16 protein-coding genes are annotated in these 17,856 nt (G+C 65.0%); 4 read left to right on the forward strand and 12 right to left on the reverse strand.

Features of this window, described 5'->3' with window-relative positions; translation table 11 throughout:
• Positions 1-90: 90 nt before the first annotated feature.
• The 4 genes from dxs to KNN17_RS08445 all read right to left on the reverse strand — a co-directional run bounded on the left by dxs (position 91) and on the right by KNN17_RS08445 (position 8,542).
• On the reverse strand, positions 91-2,064 hold the full coding sequence (gene dxs / locus KNN17_RS08430) for a 1-deoxy-D-xylulose-5-phosphate synthase (protein WP_241708300.1): 1,974 nt from the start codon (positions 2,062-2,064) through the stop codon (positions 91-93).
• Positions 2,065-2,218: 154 nt separating this feature from the next.
• A complete protein-coding gene (locus tag KNN17_RS08435; protein ID WP_241708301.1) occupies positions 2,219-5,032 on the reverse strand; it encodes an aconitate hydratase in 2,814 nt (937 codons plus the stop codon).
• Between the two features lie 139 nt (positions 5,033-5,171).
• Entirely contained in the window at positions 5,172-6,569 is a 1,398-nt protein-coding gene (locus KNN17_RS08440) for a class I SAM-dependent RNA methyltransferase (RefSeq protein ID WP_241708302.1), read from the reverse strand.
• The gene (locus KNN17_RS08445; protein WP_078105500.1) at positions 6,569-8,542 is read right to left on the reverse strand and encodes an APC family permease; all 1,974 of its coding nucleotides are present in this window, start codon (positions 8,540-8,542) and stop codon (positions 6,569-6,571) included. The genes KNN17_RS08440 and KNN17_RS08445 overlap by 1 nt, the downstream gene beginning before the upstream one ends.
• A 110-nt stretch (positions 8,543-8,652) precedes the next feature.
• On the opposite strand from KNN17_RS08445, the gene KNN17_RS08450 reads away from it, so the two are divergent.
• Together KNN17_RS08450 and KNN17_RS08455 are read left to right on the forward strand one after the other, a co-directional pair.
• Positions 8,653-9,327, forward strand: coding sequence for a potassium channel family protein (locus tag KNN17_RS08450; RefSeq protein ID WP_241708303.1), 675 nt, complete (start codon positions 8,653-8,655; stop codon positions 9,325-9,327).
• Positions 9,324-10,055, forward strand: coding sequence for a potassium channel family protein (locus KNN17_RS08455; protein ID WP_078105502.1), 732 nt, complete (start codon positions 9,324-9,326; stop codon positions 10,053-10,055). Before KNN17_RS08450 ends, KNN17_RS08455 begins: the two co-directional genes overlap by 4 nt.
• Here KNN17_RS08455 and KNN17_RS08460 read toward each other — a convergent pair.
• From KNN17_RS08460 to dut, 4 genes are all read right to left on the reverse strand, one after another.
• Positions 10,025-10,831 (reverse strand): DUF3159 domain-containing protein, encoded by an 807-nt coding sequence (locus KNN17_RS08460; protein ID WP_241708304.1) that lies wholly within the window; start codon positions 10,829-10,831, stop codon positions 10,025-10,027. The two genes, KNN17_RS08455 and KNN17_RS08460, sit on opposite strands and share 31 nt — an antisense overlap.
• Positions 10,828-11,181: a hypothetical protein gene (locus tag KNN17_RS08465; protein WP_241708305.1), complete on the reverse strand. Its 354-nt coding sequence runs from the start codon at positions 11,179-11,181 to the stop codon at positions 10,828-10,830. Before KNN17_RS08465 ends, KNN17_RS08460 begins: the two co-directional genes overlap by 4 nt.
• Positions 11,174-11,929, reverse strand: coding sequence for a DUF3710 domain-containing protein (locus KNN17_RS08470; RefSeq protein WP_241708306.1), 756 nt, complete (start codon positions 11,927-11,929; stop codon positions 11,174-11,176). The genes KNN17_RS08465 and KNN17_RS08470 overlap by 8 nt, the downstream gene beginning before the upstream one ends.
• Positions 11,930-12,038: 109 nt before the next feature.
• Positions 12,039-12,551, reverse strand: coding sequence for a dUTP diphosphatase (dut, locus tag KNN17_RS08475; protein ID WP_241708307.1), 513 nt, complete (start codon positions 12,549-12,551; stop codon positions 12,039-12,041).
• Positions 12,552-12,659: 108 nt separating this feature from the next.
• On the opposite strand from dut, the gene KNN17_RS08480 reads away from it, so the two are divergent.
• On the forward strand, positions 12,660-13,160 hold the full coding sequence (locus KNN17_RS08480) for a DUF3093 domain-containing protein (RefSeq protein WP_241708308.1): 501 nt from the start codon (positions 12,660-12,662) through the stop codon (positions 13,158-13,160).
• On the opposite strand, the gene KNN17_RS08485 is transcribed toward KNN17_RS08480, so the two are convergent.
• Positions 13,157-13,456, reverse strand: a complete 300-nt coding sequence (locus tag KNN17_RS08485; protein WP_078105507.1) for a DUF4193 domain-containing protein — start codon at positions 13,454-13,456, stop codon at positions 13,157-13,159. The genes KNN17_RS08480 and KNN17_RS08485 overlap by 4 nt on opposite strands.
• Before the next feature lie 285 nt (positions 13,457-13,741).
• Here KNN17_RS08485 and sepH point away from each other — a divergent pair, with 285 nt between their 5' ends.
• Positions 13,742-15,124 (forward strand): septation protein SepH, encoded by a 1,383-nt coding sequence (gene sepH, locus KNN17_RS08490; RefSeq protein WP_241708309.1) that lies wholly within the window; start codon positions 13,742-13,744, stop codon positions 15,122-15,124.
• A gap of 23 nt (positions 15,125-15,147) precedes the next feature.
• Here sepH and KNN17_RS08495 read toward each other — a convergent pair whose 3' ends face one another.
• The 3 genes from KNN17_RS08495 to KNN17_RS08505 are packed head-to-tail and all read right to left on the reverse strand — an operon-like array spanning position 15,148 to position 17,814.
• The gene (locus KNN17_RS08495; RefSeq protein ID WP_241708310.1) at positions 15,148-15,864 is read right to left on the reverse strand and encodes a thymidine kinase; all 717 of its coding nucleotides are present in this window, start codon (positions 15,862-15,864) and stop codon (positions 15,148-15,150) included.
• Positions 15,857-17,086, reverse strand: coding sequence for an alkaline phosphatase family protein (locus KNN17_RS08500; protein ID WP_241708311.1), 1,230 nt, complete (start codon positions 17,084-17,086; stop codon positions 15,857-15,859). The genes KNN17_RS08495 and KNN17_RS08500 overlap by 8 nt, the downstream gene beginning before the upstream one ends.
• Entirely contained in the window at positions 17,086-17,814 is a 729-nt protein-coding gene (locus KNN17_RS08505) for a DUF5998 family protein (RefSeq protein ID WP_078105511.1), read from the reverse strand. The genes KNN17_RS08500 and KNN17_RS08505 overlap by 1 nt, the downstream gene beginning before the upstream one ends.
• Positions 17,815-17,856 lie beyond the last annotated feature (42 nt).

A 17,856-nucleotide genomic window follows, 5' to 3' on the forward strand; every position in this document is an offset into this window, starting at 1 on the left:
TGTCCTTACTAGACCACTCCGGGCAGGTGCCGTGTGGACCTGCACCGCCGAAGAGGTGCTTGATTGTTGAATACCGCCCGGAACAGCCACTTACAGCGTGGGGAGGCTGCCCGTCGTGGGATGTTCTTGTCCCGGCAGGGGCCGCGCGAAAGGCACCTTTGTCCCCAGAACCTGCGCGACGACGTCGTGCGTTATCTGTTGGGCGGTGAGCCCCACCCGCTCGAGAACCTGGCTCCTGGTTCCATGGTCGAGGAACTCGACCGGAAGCCCCACTTCGTTGAGGGCCGTGTCCACGCCAGCGGCGCGCATCTCCTGCCGGATCCTGGATCCGACGCCGCCCGCGCGGACGCCGTCTTCGATGCAGATCACCAAACGGTGCCGCGCCGCGAGGGCAATGATGGACTTGCGCACGGGCAGGACCCACCGCGGATCCACCACGGTGGAACTGATGCCTTGGGATCCGAGCCGGGACGCGACGTCGAGGGCAAGTTCGGACATCGCGCCGACGCTGACAATCAGGACGTCGTTCTCCGTGGAACCTTCGGGGCGGCGCGCCAGCACGTCGACGCCGTCGGAAAGCCGTTCGATCGCCTCGATCTCGCTTCCCACACTGCCCTTGGAGAAACGCACCACGCTGGGTGCGTCGTCGATCGCTACCGCTTCGCGGAGTTCTTCGCGCAGGCGGCTGGCATCCCTGGGAGCCGCGAGATGCAGCCCTGGAACGATCTGGACCATCGCCATGTCCCACATGCCGTGGTGGCTGGCCCCGTCCGGGCCTGTCACGCCGGCGCGGTCCAACACGACCGTCACCCCCGCTTTGTGCAGGGCGACGTCCATGAGGAGCTGGTCGAAGGCACGGTTCAGGAAGGTCGCATAAACGGCGACGACGGGGTGCAGTCCGCCAAAGGCCATGCCTGCGGCCGACGTGAGGGCGTGCTGTTCGGCGATGCCGACGTCGATCACCCTTTCCGGGTGGCGTTCGGCGAACTTGTGCAGCCCGACGGGAATCAGCATGGCCCCGGTGATGCCGACGATGTCTGCGCGCTCGTCGGCGATGTCCGCGATTTCCTCGGCGAACACCGATGTCCACGAGCGTGCGCCGCCGGCTTCGGTGGGTTCGCCGGTTTCGGGATCGATGATCCCGACGGCGTGGAACTGGTCCGCCTCATTGGCGAGGGCAGGTGCGTAACCGTGCCCCTTTTCGGTCATCGCATGGACGATCACCGGGCCACCGTAATTCCGGGCAGTCGTGAGCGCGTGTTCAAGGGCCCGCATGTTGTGGCCGTCAACCGGGCCGATGTACTTCATGCCGAGGTCTTCGAACATGCCTTGCGGAGCCCACCAGTCCTTGATGCCCTTCTTCATGGCATGCAGGCTCTTATAAGTGAACTGGCCGATCGGTCCGCCGCTCTGAAGTTTCTTCTTCCACCAGTCCAGCACCACTTCGTAGGTGGGGGCTGCCCGGAGGGAGTCGATCGTGGGGCGTAGTGAAGCGAGGTAGTCTGCCACGCCGCCGACGGTCGGCGCATAGGAGCGTCCGTTGTCGTTGACGACGATCACCACGCGGCGTCGCTTGTCCGCAGCAATGTTGTTGATCGCCTCCCACGCCATGCCGCCCGTCAGGGCGCCGTCACCGACGACGGCGACAACGCAGCGATCGCCCTCGCCGGTCAGCTGGCGGGCCCGGGAGATGCCGTCCGCCCAGGACAAGGACGAGGACGCGTGGGAGCTTTCCACGATGTCGTGCTCGGACTCGGCACGATCGGGGTATCCGGACATGCCGCCCTGCTGCCGGAGGGTGCTGAAATCCCGCCTGCCGGTCAGCAATTTGTGGACGTAGGACTGGTGGCCGGTGTCGAAAACGATACTGTCGCGCGGGGAATCGAAGACTTTGTGGATGGCCATGGTGAGTTCCACCACGCCGAGGTTCGGTCCGAGGTGACCACCTGTTTGGGCGACGTTGGTGATGAGGAAAGTCCTGATCTCGCCTGCAAGCTGCTCCAACTGCTGGCTGGTGAGCTTACTCAGGTCCTGCGGATTCCGGATTGTCTCCAAAAGTCCCAACGGCCCCTCCTTAGGGTGATTGACGTGCTATACAACTCTAACGCCTTTGGCCGGAGCCAAGGCCGCAGGAAAGGCTACAGCCCCGGCCGGTCGATGACCAGCCGGGGCTGTAGCTGTTGCCTTTCAGCGCTGGCGGGGCCCGCGCTGGATTCGGCTAGTGTGCCGAGATTTGGCGCAGGACGTACTGCAGGATGCCGCCGTTGCGGTAGTAGTCCGCTTCGCCCGGGGTGTCGATGCGCAGCACTGCGTCGAAGGACGTGGTGCTGCCGTCCTCGGCCGTTGCGGTGACCTTGAGCGTCCTCGGCGTCGTGCCGTTGTTCAGCTCGGTGACGCCCTCGACGGCGAACGTTTCCGTGCCGACCAGGCCGAGCGACGCAGCGGTCTCGCCGGCCGGGTACTGCAACGGGAGGACGCCCATGCCGATGAGGTTGGAGCGGTGGATACGCTCGTAGCTTTCGGCGATGACGGCCTTCACGCCCAGCAGCGCGGTTCCCTTGGCAGCCCAGTCGCGGGAAGAGCCGGAGCCGTATTCCTTGCCGGCCAGGACCACCAGCGGGGTGCCGGCTGCCTGGTAGTTCTGGGCAGCGTCGTAGACGTAGGCCTGCGGGCCGCCGGCCTGGGTGAAGTCGCGGGTGAAGCCGCCCTCGACGCCGTCGAGCAGCTGGTTCTTGATGCGGATGTTCGCGAAGGTACCGCGGATCATGACCTCGTGGTTGCCACGGCGTGAACCGTAGGAGTTGAAGTCCTTGCGCTCCACGCCGTTGGCCAGAAGGTACTGGCCCGCCGGGGTGTCCGACTTGAAGGAACCTGCCGGGGAGATGTGGTCCGTGGTGACGGAGTCGCCGAGCTTCAGCAGCACACGGGCTCCGGCGATGTCCGTTACCGGTTCCGGCTGCGCCTTCATGCCTTCGAAGTACGGGGGCTTCCGCACGTACGTGGACTTGGCGTCCCAGGCGAAGGTGTCGCCTGCCGGGGTGTCGAGTGCCTTCCAGCGGTCGTCGCCGTCAAAGACGCCTTCGTAGCCGCGGGCGAACATTTCCTTGTCGATCGAGGAATCGATCACCTTCTGGACCTCGACGGGGTTCGGCCAGATGTCCTTCAAGAAGACATCGTTTCCGTCCTGGTCCTGGCCCAGTGGATCGGCGTCGAAGTCGAAGTCCATGGTTCCGGCCAGGGCGTAGGCGATGACCAACGGCGGCGACGCCAGGTAGTTCATCTTGACGTCCGGGTTGATGCGGCCTTCGAAGTTGCGGTTGCCGGAGAGGACAGCGGTGACGGAAAGGTCGTTGGCCTGGATGGCCTCGGAGATCTCTGCGTCGAGCGGACCGGAGTTGCCGATGCAGGTCGCGCAGCCGTAGCCCACGATGTAGAAGCCGAGCTTCTCCAGGTAGGGAGTCAGGCCGGACTTCTCGTAGTAGTCGGTGACGACCTTGGAGCCGGGAGCGACGGACGTCTTGACCCAAGGCTTGGACGCGAGGCCCTTGTCAACGGCGTTGCGGGCAAGCAGCGCGGCTGCCAGCATCACCGAGGGGTTGGACGTGTTGGTGCAGGACGTGATCGAAGCGATCGAAACTGCACCGTGGTCCAGTTCGAATTCGCGGCCGTCAGCTGTTGTGACGCTCACCTTGTTCGACGGACGACCGTTGGACTTCGGACCGTGCGAGTGCGGAGCTACGTCGGCCAGGTGCGTCGCAGTGGCGGTGAACGACGGCGAATCGGAGGCCGGGAAGCTCTCGTCGATCGCTTCGTCCAGGCTTCCGTCGGCCAGGTCTTCCTTCACGTAGTTGCGCAGGTCCTCGCGGAACTGGGCCTTGGACTCGGTGAGGATGATGCGGTCCTGGGGACGCTTCGGACCCGAGATCGAGGGAACAACCGTGGACAGGTCGAGCTCGAGGTACTCGGAGAACTTGATCTCGTGCGACGGATCGTGCCAGAGGCCCTGTTCCTTCGCGTAGGCCTCGACCAGGGCAACGTTCTGCTCGGAGCGGCCGGTGAGGCGCAAGTACTCGAGCGTGACGTCGTCGATCGGGAACATCGCTGCCGTGGAACCGAATTCCGGGCTCATGTTGCCGATGGTGGCGCGGTTGGCCAGCGGCACGGCCGCGACGCCTTCGCCGTAGAACTCCACGAATTTGCCGACCACACCGTGGTTGCGCAGCTGCTCGGTGATCGTCAGGACGACGTCGGTGGCGGTGGCGCCGGCGGGGATGGAGCCCGTGAGCTTGAAGCCGACAACGCGCGGGATCAGCATGGAGACGGGCTGGCCGAGCATCGCGGCTTCGGCTTCGATGCCGCCTACGCCCCAGCCCAGCACGCCCAGGCCGTTGACCATGGTGGTGTGCGAGTCGGTGCCGACGCAGGTGTCGGGGTAGGCGCGGAGGACGCCGTCGACTTCGCGGGTCATGACGGTGCGTGCCAGGTATTCGATGTTGACCTGGTGGACGATGCCGGTTCCCGGGGGAACAACCTTGAAGTCGTCGAAAGCCGTCTGGCCCCAGCGCAGGAACTGGTAACGCTCGCCGTTGCGCTGGTATTCGATCTCCATGTTGCGCTCGAGGGCGCCGGAGTTGCCGAAGGCGTCGATCTGCACGGAGTGGTCGATGACCATCTCGGCCGGAGCCAGCGGGTTGACGCGCTTGGGGTCGCCGCCGAGGTCCTTGATGGCTTCACGCATCGTGGCAAGGTCAACGACACAGGGAACCCCGGTGAAGTCCTGCATGATGACTCGGGCCGGGGTGAACTGGATCTCGGTGTCTGGCTGGGCATTCGGATCCCAGCCGGCCAAGGCGCGGACGTGGTCGGCCGTGATATTGGCGCCATCTTCCGTCCGCAGCAGGTTTTCAAGCAATACTTTAAGGCTGAACGGAAGGCTGTCTGCGCCCTCAACGGAGTTCAACCGGAAAATTTCATAATCGGTGCCGGCTACATTCAGTACGCCTTTGGAACCGAAGCTGTCCACAGTGCTCATGGCAGGACTCCTCTCGCAACAGCTTTCATCTTTGTCGCGTGGTTGACCGCTAGCTAGTTAGGCAAACCTAAGCTAAGCAACTGCCGGCCGGTGGAGAAGTGAAGCGCGACGTAGGACTTCTCCACCATCGTAGTGGTGGCTATGCCGCGGGCACCAGCAATGCAACGGTCTCCAGATGATGTGTGTGCGGATACAGGTCAAAGGCACGGAGGGATTCGAGGCGCCATCCGCCGTTCCGGAAGTACCCCAGATCACGCGCGAAGGAGGCCGGATCACACGACACATAGGCGATGGCGCGCGGCCCGGACTCGATGAGCTGGCTGACCACAGCCTTGCCGGCACCGGCGCGGGGCGGGTCGATCACCAAGGCGTCGAAGCTCCGGGGGCGCTGCCGGAGGACACGTTCCACCCGGCCCTGGACGATTTCCACCTGGGTCTCTCCATGCAGATTCTTGCGGGCGTCCCGGCTGGTCCCGGGCGATCCCTCGACGGAGAGCACCGAACCGGTGATCCCCACGGCATCGGCCAATGGTGCAGTAAACAAACCGGCTCCGGCGTAAAGATCGGCGACGGCCGATCCCGGAAGGAGGTACCCGCCGTCGTGCAGGAATCCCGTCACCGCTCCCACCAGGGTGGCGGGCGCATCCTTGTGGATCTGCCAGAACCCTTCTCCCGTGACGCGGTATTCATGACCGGCAGCCGATTCCTGGACCCACGTCCTGCCGCGCAACTGCAGGACGTCGCCGCCCATGGGGTCGAAGCTGGCCACGGACACGTCATGCGGGATCTGGCCCAGGATCCGGTTCAGGCGCCGGGCATCGGTGCCTTCTTCCGGGGCGAGCAGCACGAGCGGACGCGATCCGTTCGCAGGCGCCGCCACTTCCACCCGCGAGATCCCCCGCAGGTCGATGTCCCAAAGCCGCAACTCGTTGATGCCCGGCAGTGCCAGGGGCATCTCGTGGACCGGAATCACGACGTCGGAGCGGTGGGCATGCATCCCCAGCCGGCCGGCCGGGGTCACAGCGAAGCTGGCCCGGGTCCGCCAGCCGAGTCCGGTTCCGCCGTCGGTCCCGGTAACGCCGCCGGAGCCCGGGTCACCGGCGGCTGCGGGCTCCACGTCGACAGTGAGTTCGACGCCGGCGAGCCGTTTCAGCTGCTCGGCGAGGACTTCGGACTTGAGGAGGCGCTGCCGTTCCAGTGTTACGTGCCCGAGTTCCGCGCCGCCCACGGGCGGACCGCCTTTGCCCCATGCGGCGAGTGGGTCGGCGAGCGGCCAGAAATGGCGGATCCGGTCGTCCGACGCTTCCAGGACGTCGACGGCGTCGGCACGCCAGAAACGGGACGACTCCCCCGCGTCGGTCAGCCGGACCCGGACCTTTTCGCCCGGGATGCCGTGCCGGACAAAGATGACGCGGCCTTCGTGCCGCGCGACGAAGTGGCCGCCGTGGGCGACCGGGCCGACGTCCACCACCAGCTCCGTGGCAGCTCCGTCCTGGGCCGTGGGCGAGCTGGATTCGGTGTTGCTGGGGTGGGTCATCAGGTATCCTGCAATGCCTTTGCTTCTTCGGAGGACTTCAATTGCCATGGGACGCTGGCCACCATGACGCCGGGTTCAAAGTGGAGCCGGGCCTTGATGCGCAAGGCGGTCTGGTTGTGGACGAGCTGTTCCCACCACTTGCCGACGACATACTCCGGGATGTAAACCACGATCAGGTCCCGCGGAGAATCGCGGCGCATGTTCTTGACGTAGTCCAGGATGGGGGTGACGGTCTCGCGGTACGGGCTCGCCAAAACGGTCAACGGGACCGGGATGTCCAGCTTGTCCCACGCCTCGACCGTGTGCGCGGTTTCCTCGTGGTCGATGTCGACGATGATGGCGTCCAGCCGGGACGGCCTCGATGCCCTCGCGTAGGCGAGGGCACGCAGCACCGGTTTGCGCACATGGGACACCAGGAGCACGGCATGGACCCTGGTGGGCAACGCGCGGGGCGACGAGTCCTCGTCAACGGCCAGCTCCTTGGCCACATTGTCGTAGTGGGCGCGGATGCTCCACATGATGAGGAACAGCACGAACATCGCCAGGAGCGCGATCCAGGCTCCCTGCTCGAACTTGGTGATGAGCACGATGGTCAGAACCAGAGCCGTCATGGCGAAGCCGAGCCCGTTGATGGTGCGGGACTTCACGATCCTGCGGCGGACGGCTTTGTCCTGCGCAAGCTTGAGTTCCCTGCCCCAGTGCCGCACCATGCCCAGCTGGCTCATCGTGAACGAAATGAAGACGCCGACGATGTACAGCTGGATCAGCTTGGTGACATCGGCGTTGAAGGAAATGATGAGGACCAAGGCTCCGGCTGCAAGCGCCAGGACGCCGTTGCTGAAAGCCAGGCGGTCTCCGCGGGTCCGAAGCTGGCGCGGAAGGTAGCCGTCCTGGGCGAGGATGGACCCCAGCACCGGGAACCCGTTGAATGCGGTGTTGGAGGCGAAGACGAGGATGACGCCGGTGGCGGCGACCACAATGTAGAACGGGAGGGACCCGGCACCGAAAATGGTCTGCGCTATCTGGCTGATGGCAGGGTTCTGGATGTAGTCGCCCGGCAGCGGTTGCCCATTCAGCAGGAATTCCTTGGCCGGATCCAGCACGATGTGGACCTTGGTGGCGTTGGCGAGGTAGATGATGCCTGCGAGCATCGCCGAGGCGATGACTCCGAGCAGCAACAGCGTGGCGGCCGCGTTCTTGCTCTTGGGCTTCTTGAAGTTCGGCACACCGTTGCTGATGGCCTCCACGCCGGTCAGCGCTGCGGCGCCGGAGGAGAAGGCCCTCAGGAGCAGGAACGCCCCCGCCAGGCCAACGAGCCCCTGGTCGAATCCCTCTTGCGGGACGATCGTGAAGGCCGCCGACGGGGCCTGGCCGAGTTGGCCTGTGGCCGCCTGGAAGATACCGACCGCCGTCATGCCCAGGATGGAGAACATGAAGATGTAGGTGGGAACCGCGAAGACACTGCCGGCTTCCTTGATGCCGCGCAGGTTCACGAGTGCCAGCACCACAACGCCGACAGTGGCGATGAGCGCCTGCTGCCCGTGCATCGAGGGGATCGCTGTGGTCAGGTACGCCGCTGCGGAGGACATCGACACAGCGACCGTGAGGACGTAGTCCACCAACAACGCGGCGGCGACGGTCAGTCCGGCGAACTTCCCCAGGTTGACGTTGGCGATTTCGTAGTCTCCGCCACCGGAGGGGTAGGCATGGACGTTCTGCCGGTAGGAGGCAACGACCGTGAGCAAGACCACCATGACTGCGAGGCCCACCAGCGGCGAAATGGCCACGGCGCTCACGCCCGCGAGGGCCAGCGTCAGCAGGATTTCGTCGGGGGCGTACGCCACGGAGGACAGGGCGTCCGAAGCGAAAATCGGCAGCGCGATGCGCTTGGGAAGCAGTGTGTGGGCCAGGCGGTCGTTCCGGAAAGGCCGCCCCACCAACACCCGCTTCGCGGCGTTGAGAATTGTCAGCACTCCGCAAAGCTACTCTGAATCGAACGCGATGTCATGACGGCGGACTGGCTTCCGCGACTTGCCCCGGTAGAGTCTTACCGAGCGGCATGCATAAGAGTGAAGGAGAAACCGTGGCTCACTTTGTGATCATGGGTTGCGGACGAGTTGGCGCAACGTTGGCGCACACTTTGGAAGACGCCGGCCATTCGGTGGCAATCATCGACCAGGACGATCGTGCCTTCCGCCGTTTGCGCAGCGGATTCACCGGCAGGAAAGTCACGGGGGTCGGCTTCGACCGGGACACCCTCAAGCAGGCGGGCTGCGAGGAGGCGTACGCTTTCGCCGCTGTCTCCAGCGGTGACAATTCCAACATCCTGGCCACCCGCGTAGCCCGCGAAACATTCCATGTTTCGCATGTTGTTGCGCGCATCTACGATCCAGGCCGCGCCGAGATCTATCAGCGCCTCGGCATCCCCACGGTTGCCGCCGTGCGCTGGAGCGCGGACCAGGTCCTGCGCCGGATCCTGCCCGAACAACATTTGGCCGGGGACTACCGCGAGCCATCGGGCCGGCTGGTTTTGTCCGAAGTGGACCTCAACGAAGGCTGGATCGGGCACCCATTGACTGCCATCGAAGCAGCGTCCGGAATCCGCATCGCCTTCCTTACCCGCTTTGGCGAGGGTGTCCTGCCCCAGTCCGGAACGGCGTACCAGGAGGGTGACACCGTGCACGCCATGTTGAATCTGGACCGCAGCGCCGAGGTAGCGCGCATCCTTTCCAGCGCACCCGCCAAGGAGTCTGAGTGAAAGTCGTTATTGTCGGCGCGGGCAGCGTCGGTTCGTCGATCGCGCGCGAATTGCTCGCCCACAAGCACGAGATCATGCTGATCGACCTCAAGCCGGAGGTCATCGGACGCAGCGGACTCCGCGGTGCCCGCTGGTTGGTGGGCGACGCGTGCGAACTGAGCACGCTGCAGGAAGCGAAGCTGGAAGGGGCCGACGTCGTCGTGTCCGCGACCGGCGACGACAAAGTCAACCTTGTGGTGTCGTTGCTGGCCAAGACCGAATTCGGTGTGGGCCGCACGGTGGGCCGGGTCAACAACCCCAAGAACGACTGGATGTTCAACGATTCCTGGGGCGTCGACGTCGCCGTCAACACCCCGCAGCTCATGACGGCGCTCGTTGAAGAGGCCGTGGAAATCGGCGACCTCGTCCGCTTGCTGACCTTGCAGACCGGAGTGTCCTCGCTCGTGGAATTCACGGTTCCCCACGACTCGCACATCATCGGCAGCACCGTGGGCGGCATCGAATGGCCCGAAGACGCCACCTTGGTGGCGATCCTCCGGGATCATGCCCCCATCACACCCAGCCGCGACGACGTGATCGACGGCGGCGACGAACTGTTCTTCGTCACGACCATTGCGGCCGAGGACGGCCTGAGGGCTTTGCTCTCCCCGTCCGCCGCGGACCACGGTTCAGCCGACGTCGAGGAAGAGTTCTCGGATCAGTCCGACGACGACGGTTTCGACGGCTGAGCATCGCGGTTCGGCTTCTGGCCCGGCACCGGCCGGGTCAGGAGCCAGGCAATCCACAGGCCCAGGATGTACAGCGGGGCACCCATGATCAGCCGCATCGTGGCGAGTGCGGCAAGGCCGGGATCACCCATGAAATACAGGGGCACCTGGACCACAAGCCGTAGCGCCAGCACGGCAATGACCACCCACGTACCGATGGAATAGGCCCGCAGGCGTTCCGGGTTCTTCCGCCATTCGAAGCCTTCGTTGCGGACGAAACCGAACAGCAGGCCGGCGATCGGCCACTTGACCAGGATCGACAGCACCATTCCCACGATGTAGGCGATATTCGTGTAGAAACCCAGGACGTAGAAATCCTCTGCCTTGCCGGTGGTGTTCGCGAGCCAGGCGGAGATCGCGACGCCGGCGATCCCGGCAAGCGCCTGGGTCAACGGGCGCCGTTGGACCAGCCGGACTACGGTGAAGACTGCTGCCGCCGCGAGGGAGGCAATCAGGGAGGCAGGAAGGTCTCGGGTGACCATGAAGGCGATCAGGAAGACGAGGCCGGGCACGATGCTCTCGGCGATTCCCTGAACGCCCCCGGCCGATTTGAGGATGTCCACGTGCCCGTGGCTGTTGCGTTGCAGCCCGGCTTTTTCGGCGTAGCCAGCGGCGATGTCCGCAATGCTCGGCCCCTGGGCACCCTGCCGGGACTCCCCTGCCGGGCCGGTCTTTTCGTGCGCTGGCTTTTCCTGTGCTGGCTTTTCCTGGGGATCGCGTCCGTTGGCGACGGTCATTGGTGCTCCTGCCGGGAGAGGATTTCATAGCGCGGATTGAACATCGTGGGCATCCCGTCCCGCGGAGTGACCATGCCTTCGAGCCGCAGGACAGTCCCGGGTTCGATGCCGGGCACCTTCCGGCGCCCGAGCCAGATGACGCGCAAGCGGGTCAACGGGCCCGTGTCGCCCCTGTGCGCAATCCGGTCGACCAGGATCGCCGAGAAGTGACTTTGCTCGTTGGCGGGCTGGTAGGTCACCGACTCGATGAAACCCGTGCAGTCGACCCGGCCCCGTGCGGGGATTTCAGTGAGGGGCACTGACGCCGGGGTGCCATGCGCGGCAGCGGCGCGGGCCGCTTTGTCAGCCAATCTGGGTGATCTCCGGGCCGCGTTCTGGCCGCTGAAGCTCCGGCGTTTCGTCAGTCACACCATGCTGCCCGGACCCGGAGGCCACGGCATCCTTGGGCAGCTTCAGCTGAAGCAGCTCGCGGGGCGGCATGGGGTTGTCTCCGCGAATGACCACAACCTTGCGGAAGAGGTTCTCGAGTCCTTCGGCCGCGTCCCTGTCCAGGGCCGCGTGCCCGCCGATGACGCCACGAAGGAACCAGCGGGGCCCGTCCACGCCCATGAAACGGGCCGCCCGGAAGCCGCGTCCGCCGTCGGCGGATTCGGTGGGAAGTTTGGCGACGAGTTCAGTGCCGAACGTGCCGGCAATTTCCTCGACTTCGCCTCCCTGGCTGGCCACCGACTGGCCGATTTGTTCGCGGATCTCGTCCCACAGCCCTTCGGAGCGGGGAGCGGCGAACGCCTGGAGCTGGAGGCTCGATCCATCGAGGTCCATGGTGACCGCGACGACCCGCTGGGTTGCCTCCTCCACCTCGAGGCGCAATTGAAGACCCTCGGAAGGTTCGATCAGCAGGGCGCCAAGATCCACGTAGCCATCCTGGCTATCAATTTCACTGGCATCCAATGGCCCCTTGGACAGACGGAAGTCGCCCTTGGCGGCCCCACTGGCTTCCGTGCCGGCCTCCTGCCGCGACGTCGCGGCATCGGCCTGCTCAGTACCGTTGTCTTTCGGCTGCTCAGCCTTGGACTTCTTTCCGCGCCCAAAAAGCATCGGGTTGTCTCCTTAGTAGTGGTCTACCCCCAGTAAACCGCAGACTGCCCGTCAACTCGCGGGCAGCATGGCAATCAGCTCCGAACGGCGCCGATTGTCGAGGTTGTTGCTAGCTCACGGCCGGCGCGAAGCCTCCGGTGGATCCAAAGCCGCCGGTGCCGCGCGAGGTGTCGGACAACTCCTCCACGGAAACGAACTGCGCATACTCGACGCGCTGGATCACCATTTGAGCAATTCTATCGCCGCGCTTGAGTTCGATTGCCTGGTTTTTGTCCGTATTCAAAAGCGTCACGGAAATTTCACCTCGGTAGCCGGCATCAACCGTCCCGGGAGCATTCACTACGGTGAGCCCGTGCTTGGTTGCCAGCCCTGACCTGGGGTGGATGAGGGCGACATAGCCGTTTGGAAGTGCGATGGAGACGCCTGTTGCTACGAGCTTCCGCTCTCCCGGAGCGAGCGACACGTCCGCGCGGGCGCGCAAGTCCGCGCCTGCGTCACCGGGGTGCGCGTAGGACGGCGCTTCCAAATCGGCGTCGAGCATTTTCAGTTCGACCTGAAGGGTCGGCGCACCGTATTCGGCGGAGGTGTCTGCTGGGTTGGCTACTGCTGTCTCGTGGCTCACAGTCACACATTCTATCGTCCGCGGGATACTGCCACGATTGCGGTCGGAGGGCAGCGCGCGGCAAAGGCGCGTTATTTCCCGGGGGCACAGTCCCGATAAGCTGGTGGCATGCCTGAATCGACTGCTTCCGTACCCGTGCCGCACCATTCCTCAAGCGAATCGGGCGTCCTGTATACGGAAAAGCTCCGGCCCTCCCCCTGGATTTGGATTGTCGTGGTGGGCTTCTCCGCCGCCGGCATCCTCATGTTCGCGCCGATCAGCATCACCGCGGGCATTATCGCCGCGCTGGTTCTCTTCGCCATCACCACCGTCTTGCTGGTGACGTCCACTCCCTCGATCGTGGTGGACCGGGACACCGTCCAAGTGGGACGGGCCAGCATCCAGCGCGAGTTTGTCGGCGCCGTCACCGCGTTCCGCAAGGACGAAGCCACCGCGGAGCGGGGCGTCCGGCTCCATGGACTGGCGTTCCTGTGCCTCCGCGGCTGGATTGATCCCGTGGTGCGCATTGAAATCACCGACCCCGCGGACCGCACTCCGTATTGGCTGACCTCCACCCGCCACCCCGACGAACTGGTGGCAGCATTGTCGAAGCAGGGCTCCCGAAGCTAGCTTTCGCATTCCTTGCAGTACAGGTGCCCGTCCTTCTCCCGCGCAATCTGGGAGCGGTGCTTGACCAGGAAGCAGTTGAAGCACGTAAATTCGTCCGCCTGCGGCGGGAGCACACGGACCAGCAGCTCTTCGCCGGACAAGTCCGCCCCGGGGAGCTCGTAGGCATCAGCCAGATCAGTCTCATCGATGTCAACAGCCGATGACGACTGCTTCTCCGTGCGGTGCGACTTGAGTTCCTCGATCGAGTCCTCGGTGTCTTCTTCCGTCTTCCGAGGGGCGTCGTAGTCCGTTGCCATGGTCCCTTCTTCGTTCTCCCTTGTGCTTCACGCAGGGCTTGCGGTCCGGTCGGCCGGAACCTGCTCCGGTCTAAGGATGTAACGCGGCAGGCTGCATTTTTGTGCCCGATACCGGGCAGATTGTCCTCCCGGCAGACCAGGATGTCCATACCCTCCTGGCGGCCGCCTGAACGGGAGAATGCCGGAAAATCGCGGAATATCGCGGCGCGCCCTTTGTCCTAGTAGGAAAAGGCCTTACCGGGTGGCAGAGTTTCGAATGTCAGATAGGCCATGGTGGAGGATTTTATGCGGGATCTACGGCTGGTTGGCGTCCACGACGACGGCGGACATCTTCTGTTGAGCGGTACCGGCGGCGAGATGTTCCAGCTTCCGATTGATGAGGCGTTGCGGGTTGCAGCGAGCCGGACACCTGCCCAGGTGGCCGCACGTGCCTCCATCACGCCCGTCGCCATGTCCCCGCGTGATATTCAGTCACGCATCCGCAGCGGTGCTACGGCCGCGGAGGTGGCGGAGCTGTCAGGGCTCCCGCTCGCCAATGTGCAGCGGTACGAAGGTCCTGTCCTTGCCGAGCGCGAATACATCGCCCAACAAGCCCGCAAAGTCGAAGTCGCCGCCCCTGCCCCCGGCCAGGAAACCTACCGCGCGGCGTTCGGCGACGAACCTGCAAGCCTCGGCGAAATGGTTGCCCACCGGCTCACTGCCCACGGGATCGACTCTTCGGCGGTGGAATGGGACTCCTGGCGCCGGACCGACGGCACGTGGACCGTCGTCGCGCGCTTCGAGACCAAGCCGGGCAGCCTGGAGAGCATCGGCGAAGAGCCGCCCGCGATGTGGACGTTCCATCCCGCCCGCAAATCCATCCAGAACGCCAACCGCTGGGCCCAGCAGCTCAGCGAACTGGAACCCCTCGATGGACCAGTACCGGCTCGACGGCTCGCGGCCGTTTCGGACCGGCCTTTCGACTTTGAGGCCGACGCCGGAACCGCCGCCCGTGTGGCCGCCGCGGCTGCCACCAAGGAAGCCGACGGGCTCCTGGACATGCTGCGCTCCCGTCGCGGACAGCGGCTGGGACTGGACGAAGACAGCGACGACGCGTTGGCGCTGCTGCTCAGCAGTGGCGTTCCCGCTGCGCATCCGCGGCCCGGCGACGTCGAAGACGGATCCGCTGACAGCGAATCAACTGACACGGAGTCAGACGACACGGACGAGCAGGCAAAAGCCGAACCCGCTCCCAGCCGCCGTGACGCTCGCGCATCCATGCTGTCCCGGCTGAGCCTGGCCCCGAAGCATGATGACGACGAAAACGACTCCCTCCATCTTCACGATGGGGTCAGCACGAATACCAGGGAAATCACGGTGGTTCCGGGTCCGCTGCGCCCTGTGACCCTGCTGCGCGGCAGGAACGACGACGACGACCGGGCCGGCAATGATGCCCGGACCGGCCGCGACGAATCCCAAACCCAGGAAGCGCCCGCACCGCGGGCGGGTCTGGACGAACTGCTCGGCGGAGCTCCCCGACGGGAACGCGAAGAGCCGAAGCCCACCCCCTCCGGCCAGAAGGATGAAGAGCCTTCAGATGCCGCAGTGGCCGAGCGCCAACCGTCACGGCCCAAGCGCTCCAGCATTCCGAGCTGGGATGACATCCTCTTCGGAACCCGCGGAGACTAGGAAGCTTTCACTTCGCGGCAGCTTCAGCTGGCGCCGCGCCAAAGGCAAGCGTCGACGTCGAACGGCAGCAACTGATCGCGGCTCGCCATGAGGTTGGCCCCGTGTGCCGTGACCCGGCGCATGTAGTGCCTGCGGCATAGGGTCTCGTATCCGACCACCGGGTGTGACGCTTCGGCTTGCGCCGGGGCAGCCTCGGCCCGGCCGGCCTCCATGGCAACGTCGCCCACCACGACCTGCTCGCCTTCGACCACCATGATGCCGTCCACGGTCCGCGCGTTGTGGGTTGCCCGGCGGCCGCACCAGCAAAGCGCCTCGACCTGCAGTACCTGGACCCTGTCGGCGAGCTCCACGAAACGCTGGGATCCGGGGAAAAGACGGGTGCGGAAGTCGGACGTGATTCCGAAAGCGAACACGTCTACCCCCATCTCATCGACGACGCGCGCGAGTTGTTCCACTTGCTCCGGTGAGTAGAACTGGGCTTCGTCGCAGATGAGGTAGTCCACCGTGAGGCCTGTGGTCCGGCGTCGGACAACCTCGTCCCAGAAATCCGTCGTATCGATGACTTCCACCGCGTCGGTCCGGAGTCCGAGCCGGCTGGAGATGACGGAACCGCCGGCACGGTCGTTGCAGCTGAAGCGGACCCCGCCCCGGCCGCGGGCACGGTGGTTGTAGTCCATCTGCAAGGCAAGGGTGGACTTGCCGCAGTCCATGGTTCCGGAGAAGAAAATGAGCTCAGCCACGGCGGCCCTTGGGACCTCCGGCTTGGAAGCATAGCAGCGGAACTTCGCGTTCCGCCTTGGTCAGCGAACCGTGCTGCCCCACCACTTCCAAGGCGGTTGGACGGACGCGGCGGACGTCGTAGAGCGCCAAGGCATCCTTGGCGGCGATCATGACATCCCCGATCCGGCGGGAAACTTCCGGCCGAAGGACCCCGAAGAGTCCTGCTTCAAGGGCCTGCCCACGGGTGAAGGCCCAGATCCGATCGCCGAAGCGGGCGCGCCAGGCATCCAACACGGCTTCCCGCTGGAGCTCCCCGGCGTCGGGTTCGAAGTACAGGTGAACCATGCGTGGCTCGCCTGCGGTGTGCCGGACCCCGGCAATCAGGGCTGGATCGGCCGAGTAGTCGATGCGCTGCGACTCCGGGACGTCCACCATCCCGTGATCGCCGGTGAGCAGGATGGTAGTCCCCGCGGGCAATGCGGCAGAGAGCCTCTTGACCGTTGCATCCAATTCCTCGAGCTGGTGCTCCCAGCGAGCGGAGTGGCAGCCGTAGCGGTGCCCGGCTTTGTCCAGTTCGTTGACGTAAAAGTACATGAGCGAACGGGTTCCAGCCGCCATTTCCTCCCCCGCCGCTGCCGTCCGGGCATGGGGCGAGCTGCCGCCCACGAACCTGCTTCCCCGGAGCGCCGCGCGGGTCATCGGTGACGCGCCGAATTGCGGCAGGCTCACGGTGACGACGTCGGCGTCGGCCGCCACGCGTTCGAAAATTGTGGGGAACGGCTGCCAGCGCAGGGGGTCGACACCGGCGTCCCAGTTGCCGAGCAGGTTGACTACCTTGTCCTGGTCGGGATCCAGGACGTCATAGCCCACCATGCCGTGTTCGCCCGGCGTACGGCCGGTTCCAAGGCTTGCCAAGGACGATGCCGTGGTGGAAGGAAAAGCCGCGTCAAGCCACGCAGGGACGGCTCCCTGTCCCGCGTTCGCTATTGACCTCAGGAACGGAGTGTGGGCGGCCTTCTGCTTCAGGAGGTTGCGCCCCAGTCCGTCTGCGAGGACCACGCACACGCGTTGCGACGAAGGCAATTGCAGCTTGTTTTCGAAGCCGGGCAGGCCCATGCTCGCTGCGGCGCTGGTGAAGACCTCGGCGATCGATTTGATGCCGTACAGCGGCGCAGCGGGAAGCTCGGTGACGGCGCTGGAAACGGAGACGGTGTCTTGGGCGATGGGTTCCGACGTCGCCATCAGCGCTGGTGCCCGCGGCTGAGCCTGTTGCCGAAGACGCCCGAGCGGAGCCGCGGAGCGGACATCATGCCGGGGTGGACCGAGGGCCCGGGAGCGCCTGTGTTCACAGCCCGCAGGGCCCGGGCAAAGACCTTCGCGTCCTGGACAGCCCTGGGTCCGTCGGCCTCGGAGCTGATCCGCAGCACGATGTCCTCCTGGGAGATGGTGCCCGTGTACCCATGGTCGGCTTCGCACTGGGGATCGCCGCAGCTGGCGGGGCCCACGTCCAGGCGTTGGCCACCTGACCAGGCAATGGACAGGGTGAGCTCCCTGACGGGGTCGCTCGGAGTGTAGTTCTGTGGCTGCGCATACATGTAGCTGAGGACCACAGAGCGGATTTGTGCCACGGGCACGGACTCCGTGGAAATCTGGGCGACGATCTGCTCTCCGGCTTCGTCGAGCTGCTGGTCGTCGACGTGGGTGATCACCAGCATGTCTTCGGTGAGGACCAGGACCGTGATGTGCCGCCGGACCTCGGCCCGGTCGAAATGCGTTTCCAAATGCACCAGGTGCGCGAGGCAGTCACGCCCGTCCAAGGCATCGGCTACAACATCGGCAACAAGGACAGGGTAGAAACCTGCCCGTTGAAGTGCCTGGTCCAGGCTCTGCCCCTGCGAGCTGTGGTTGTGTGCTGCATGGTGCCCGGTGGTAGCCGGACCGGACGGAGGCGTCGGGGACTTCGAGCTCATTCCCCCATTTTCACAGATCGGCTGGGGACTTCATAACTGTCC

This window comes from Arthrobacter bambusae (assembly GCF_022606295.1).
GTDB lineage: Bacteria > Actinomycetota > Actinomycetes > Actinomycetales > Micrococcaceae > Arthrobacter > Arthrobacter bambusae_A.

Bases quoted from the DNA above. Each gene is read 5' to 3' on its own strand.
- KNN17_RS08480 (WP_241708308.1), top strand. From the start codon at position 12,660: ATGCCTGAATCGACTGCTTCCGTACCCGTGCCGCACCATTCCTCAAGC.
- KNN17_RS08460 (WP_241708304.1), bottom strand. From the start codon at position 10,831: ATGACCGTCGCCAACGGACGCGATCCCCAGGAAAAGCCAGCACAGGAA.
- KNN17_RS08470 (WP_241708306.1), bottom strand. From the start codon at position 11,929: ATGCTTTTTGGGCGCGGAAAGAAGTCCAAGGCTGAGCAGCCGAAAGAC.
- KNN17_RS08500 (WP_241708311.1), bottom strand. From the start codon at position 17,086: ATGGCGACGTCGGAACCCATCGCCCAAGACACCGTCTCCGTTTCCAGC.
- KNN17_RS08435 (WP_241708301.1), bottom strand. From the start codon at position 5,032: ATGAGCACTGTGGACAGCTTCGGTTCCAAAGGCGTACTGAATGTAGCC.
- KNN17_RS08440 (WP_241708302.1), bottom strand. From the start codon at position 6,569: ATGACCCACCCCAGCAACACCGAATCCAGCTCGCCCACGGCCCAGGAC.
- KNN17_RS08485 (WP_078105507.1), bottom strand. From the start codon at position 13,456: ATGGCAACGGACTACGACGCCCCTCGGAAGACGGAAGAAGACACCGAG.
- sepH (WP_241708309.1), top strand. From the start codon at position 13,742: ATGCGGGATCTACGGCTGGTTGGCGTCCACGACGACGGCGGACATCTT.
- KNN17_RS08505 (WP_078105511.1), bottom strand. From the start codon at position 17,814: ATGAGCTCGAAGTCCCCGACGCCTCCGTCCGGTCCGGCTACCACCGGG.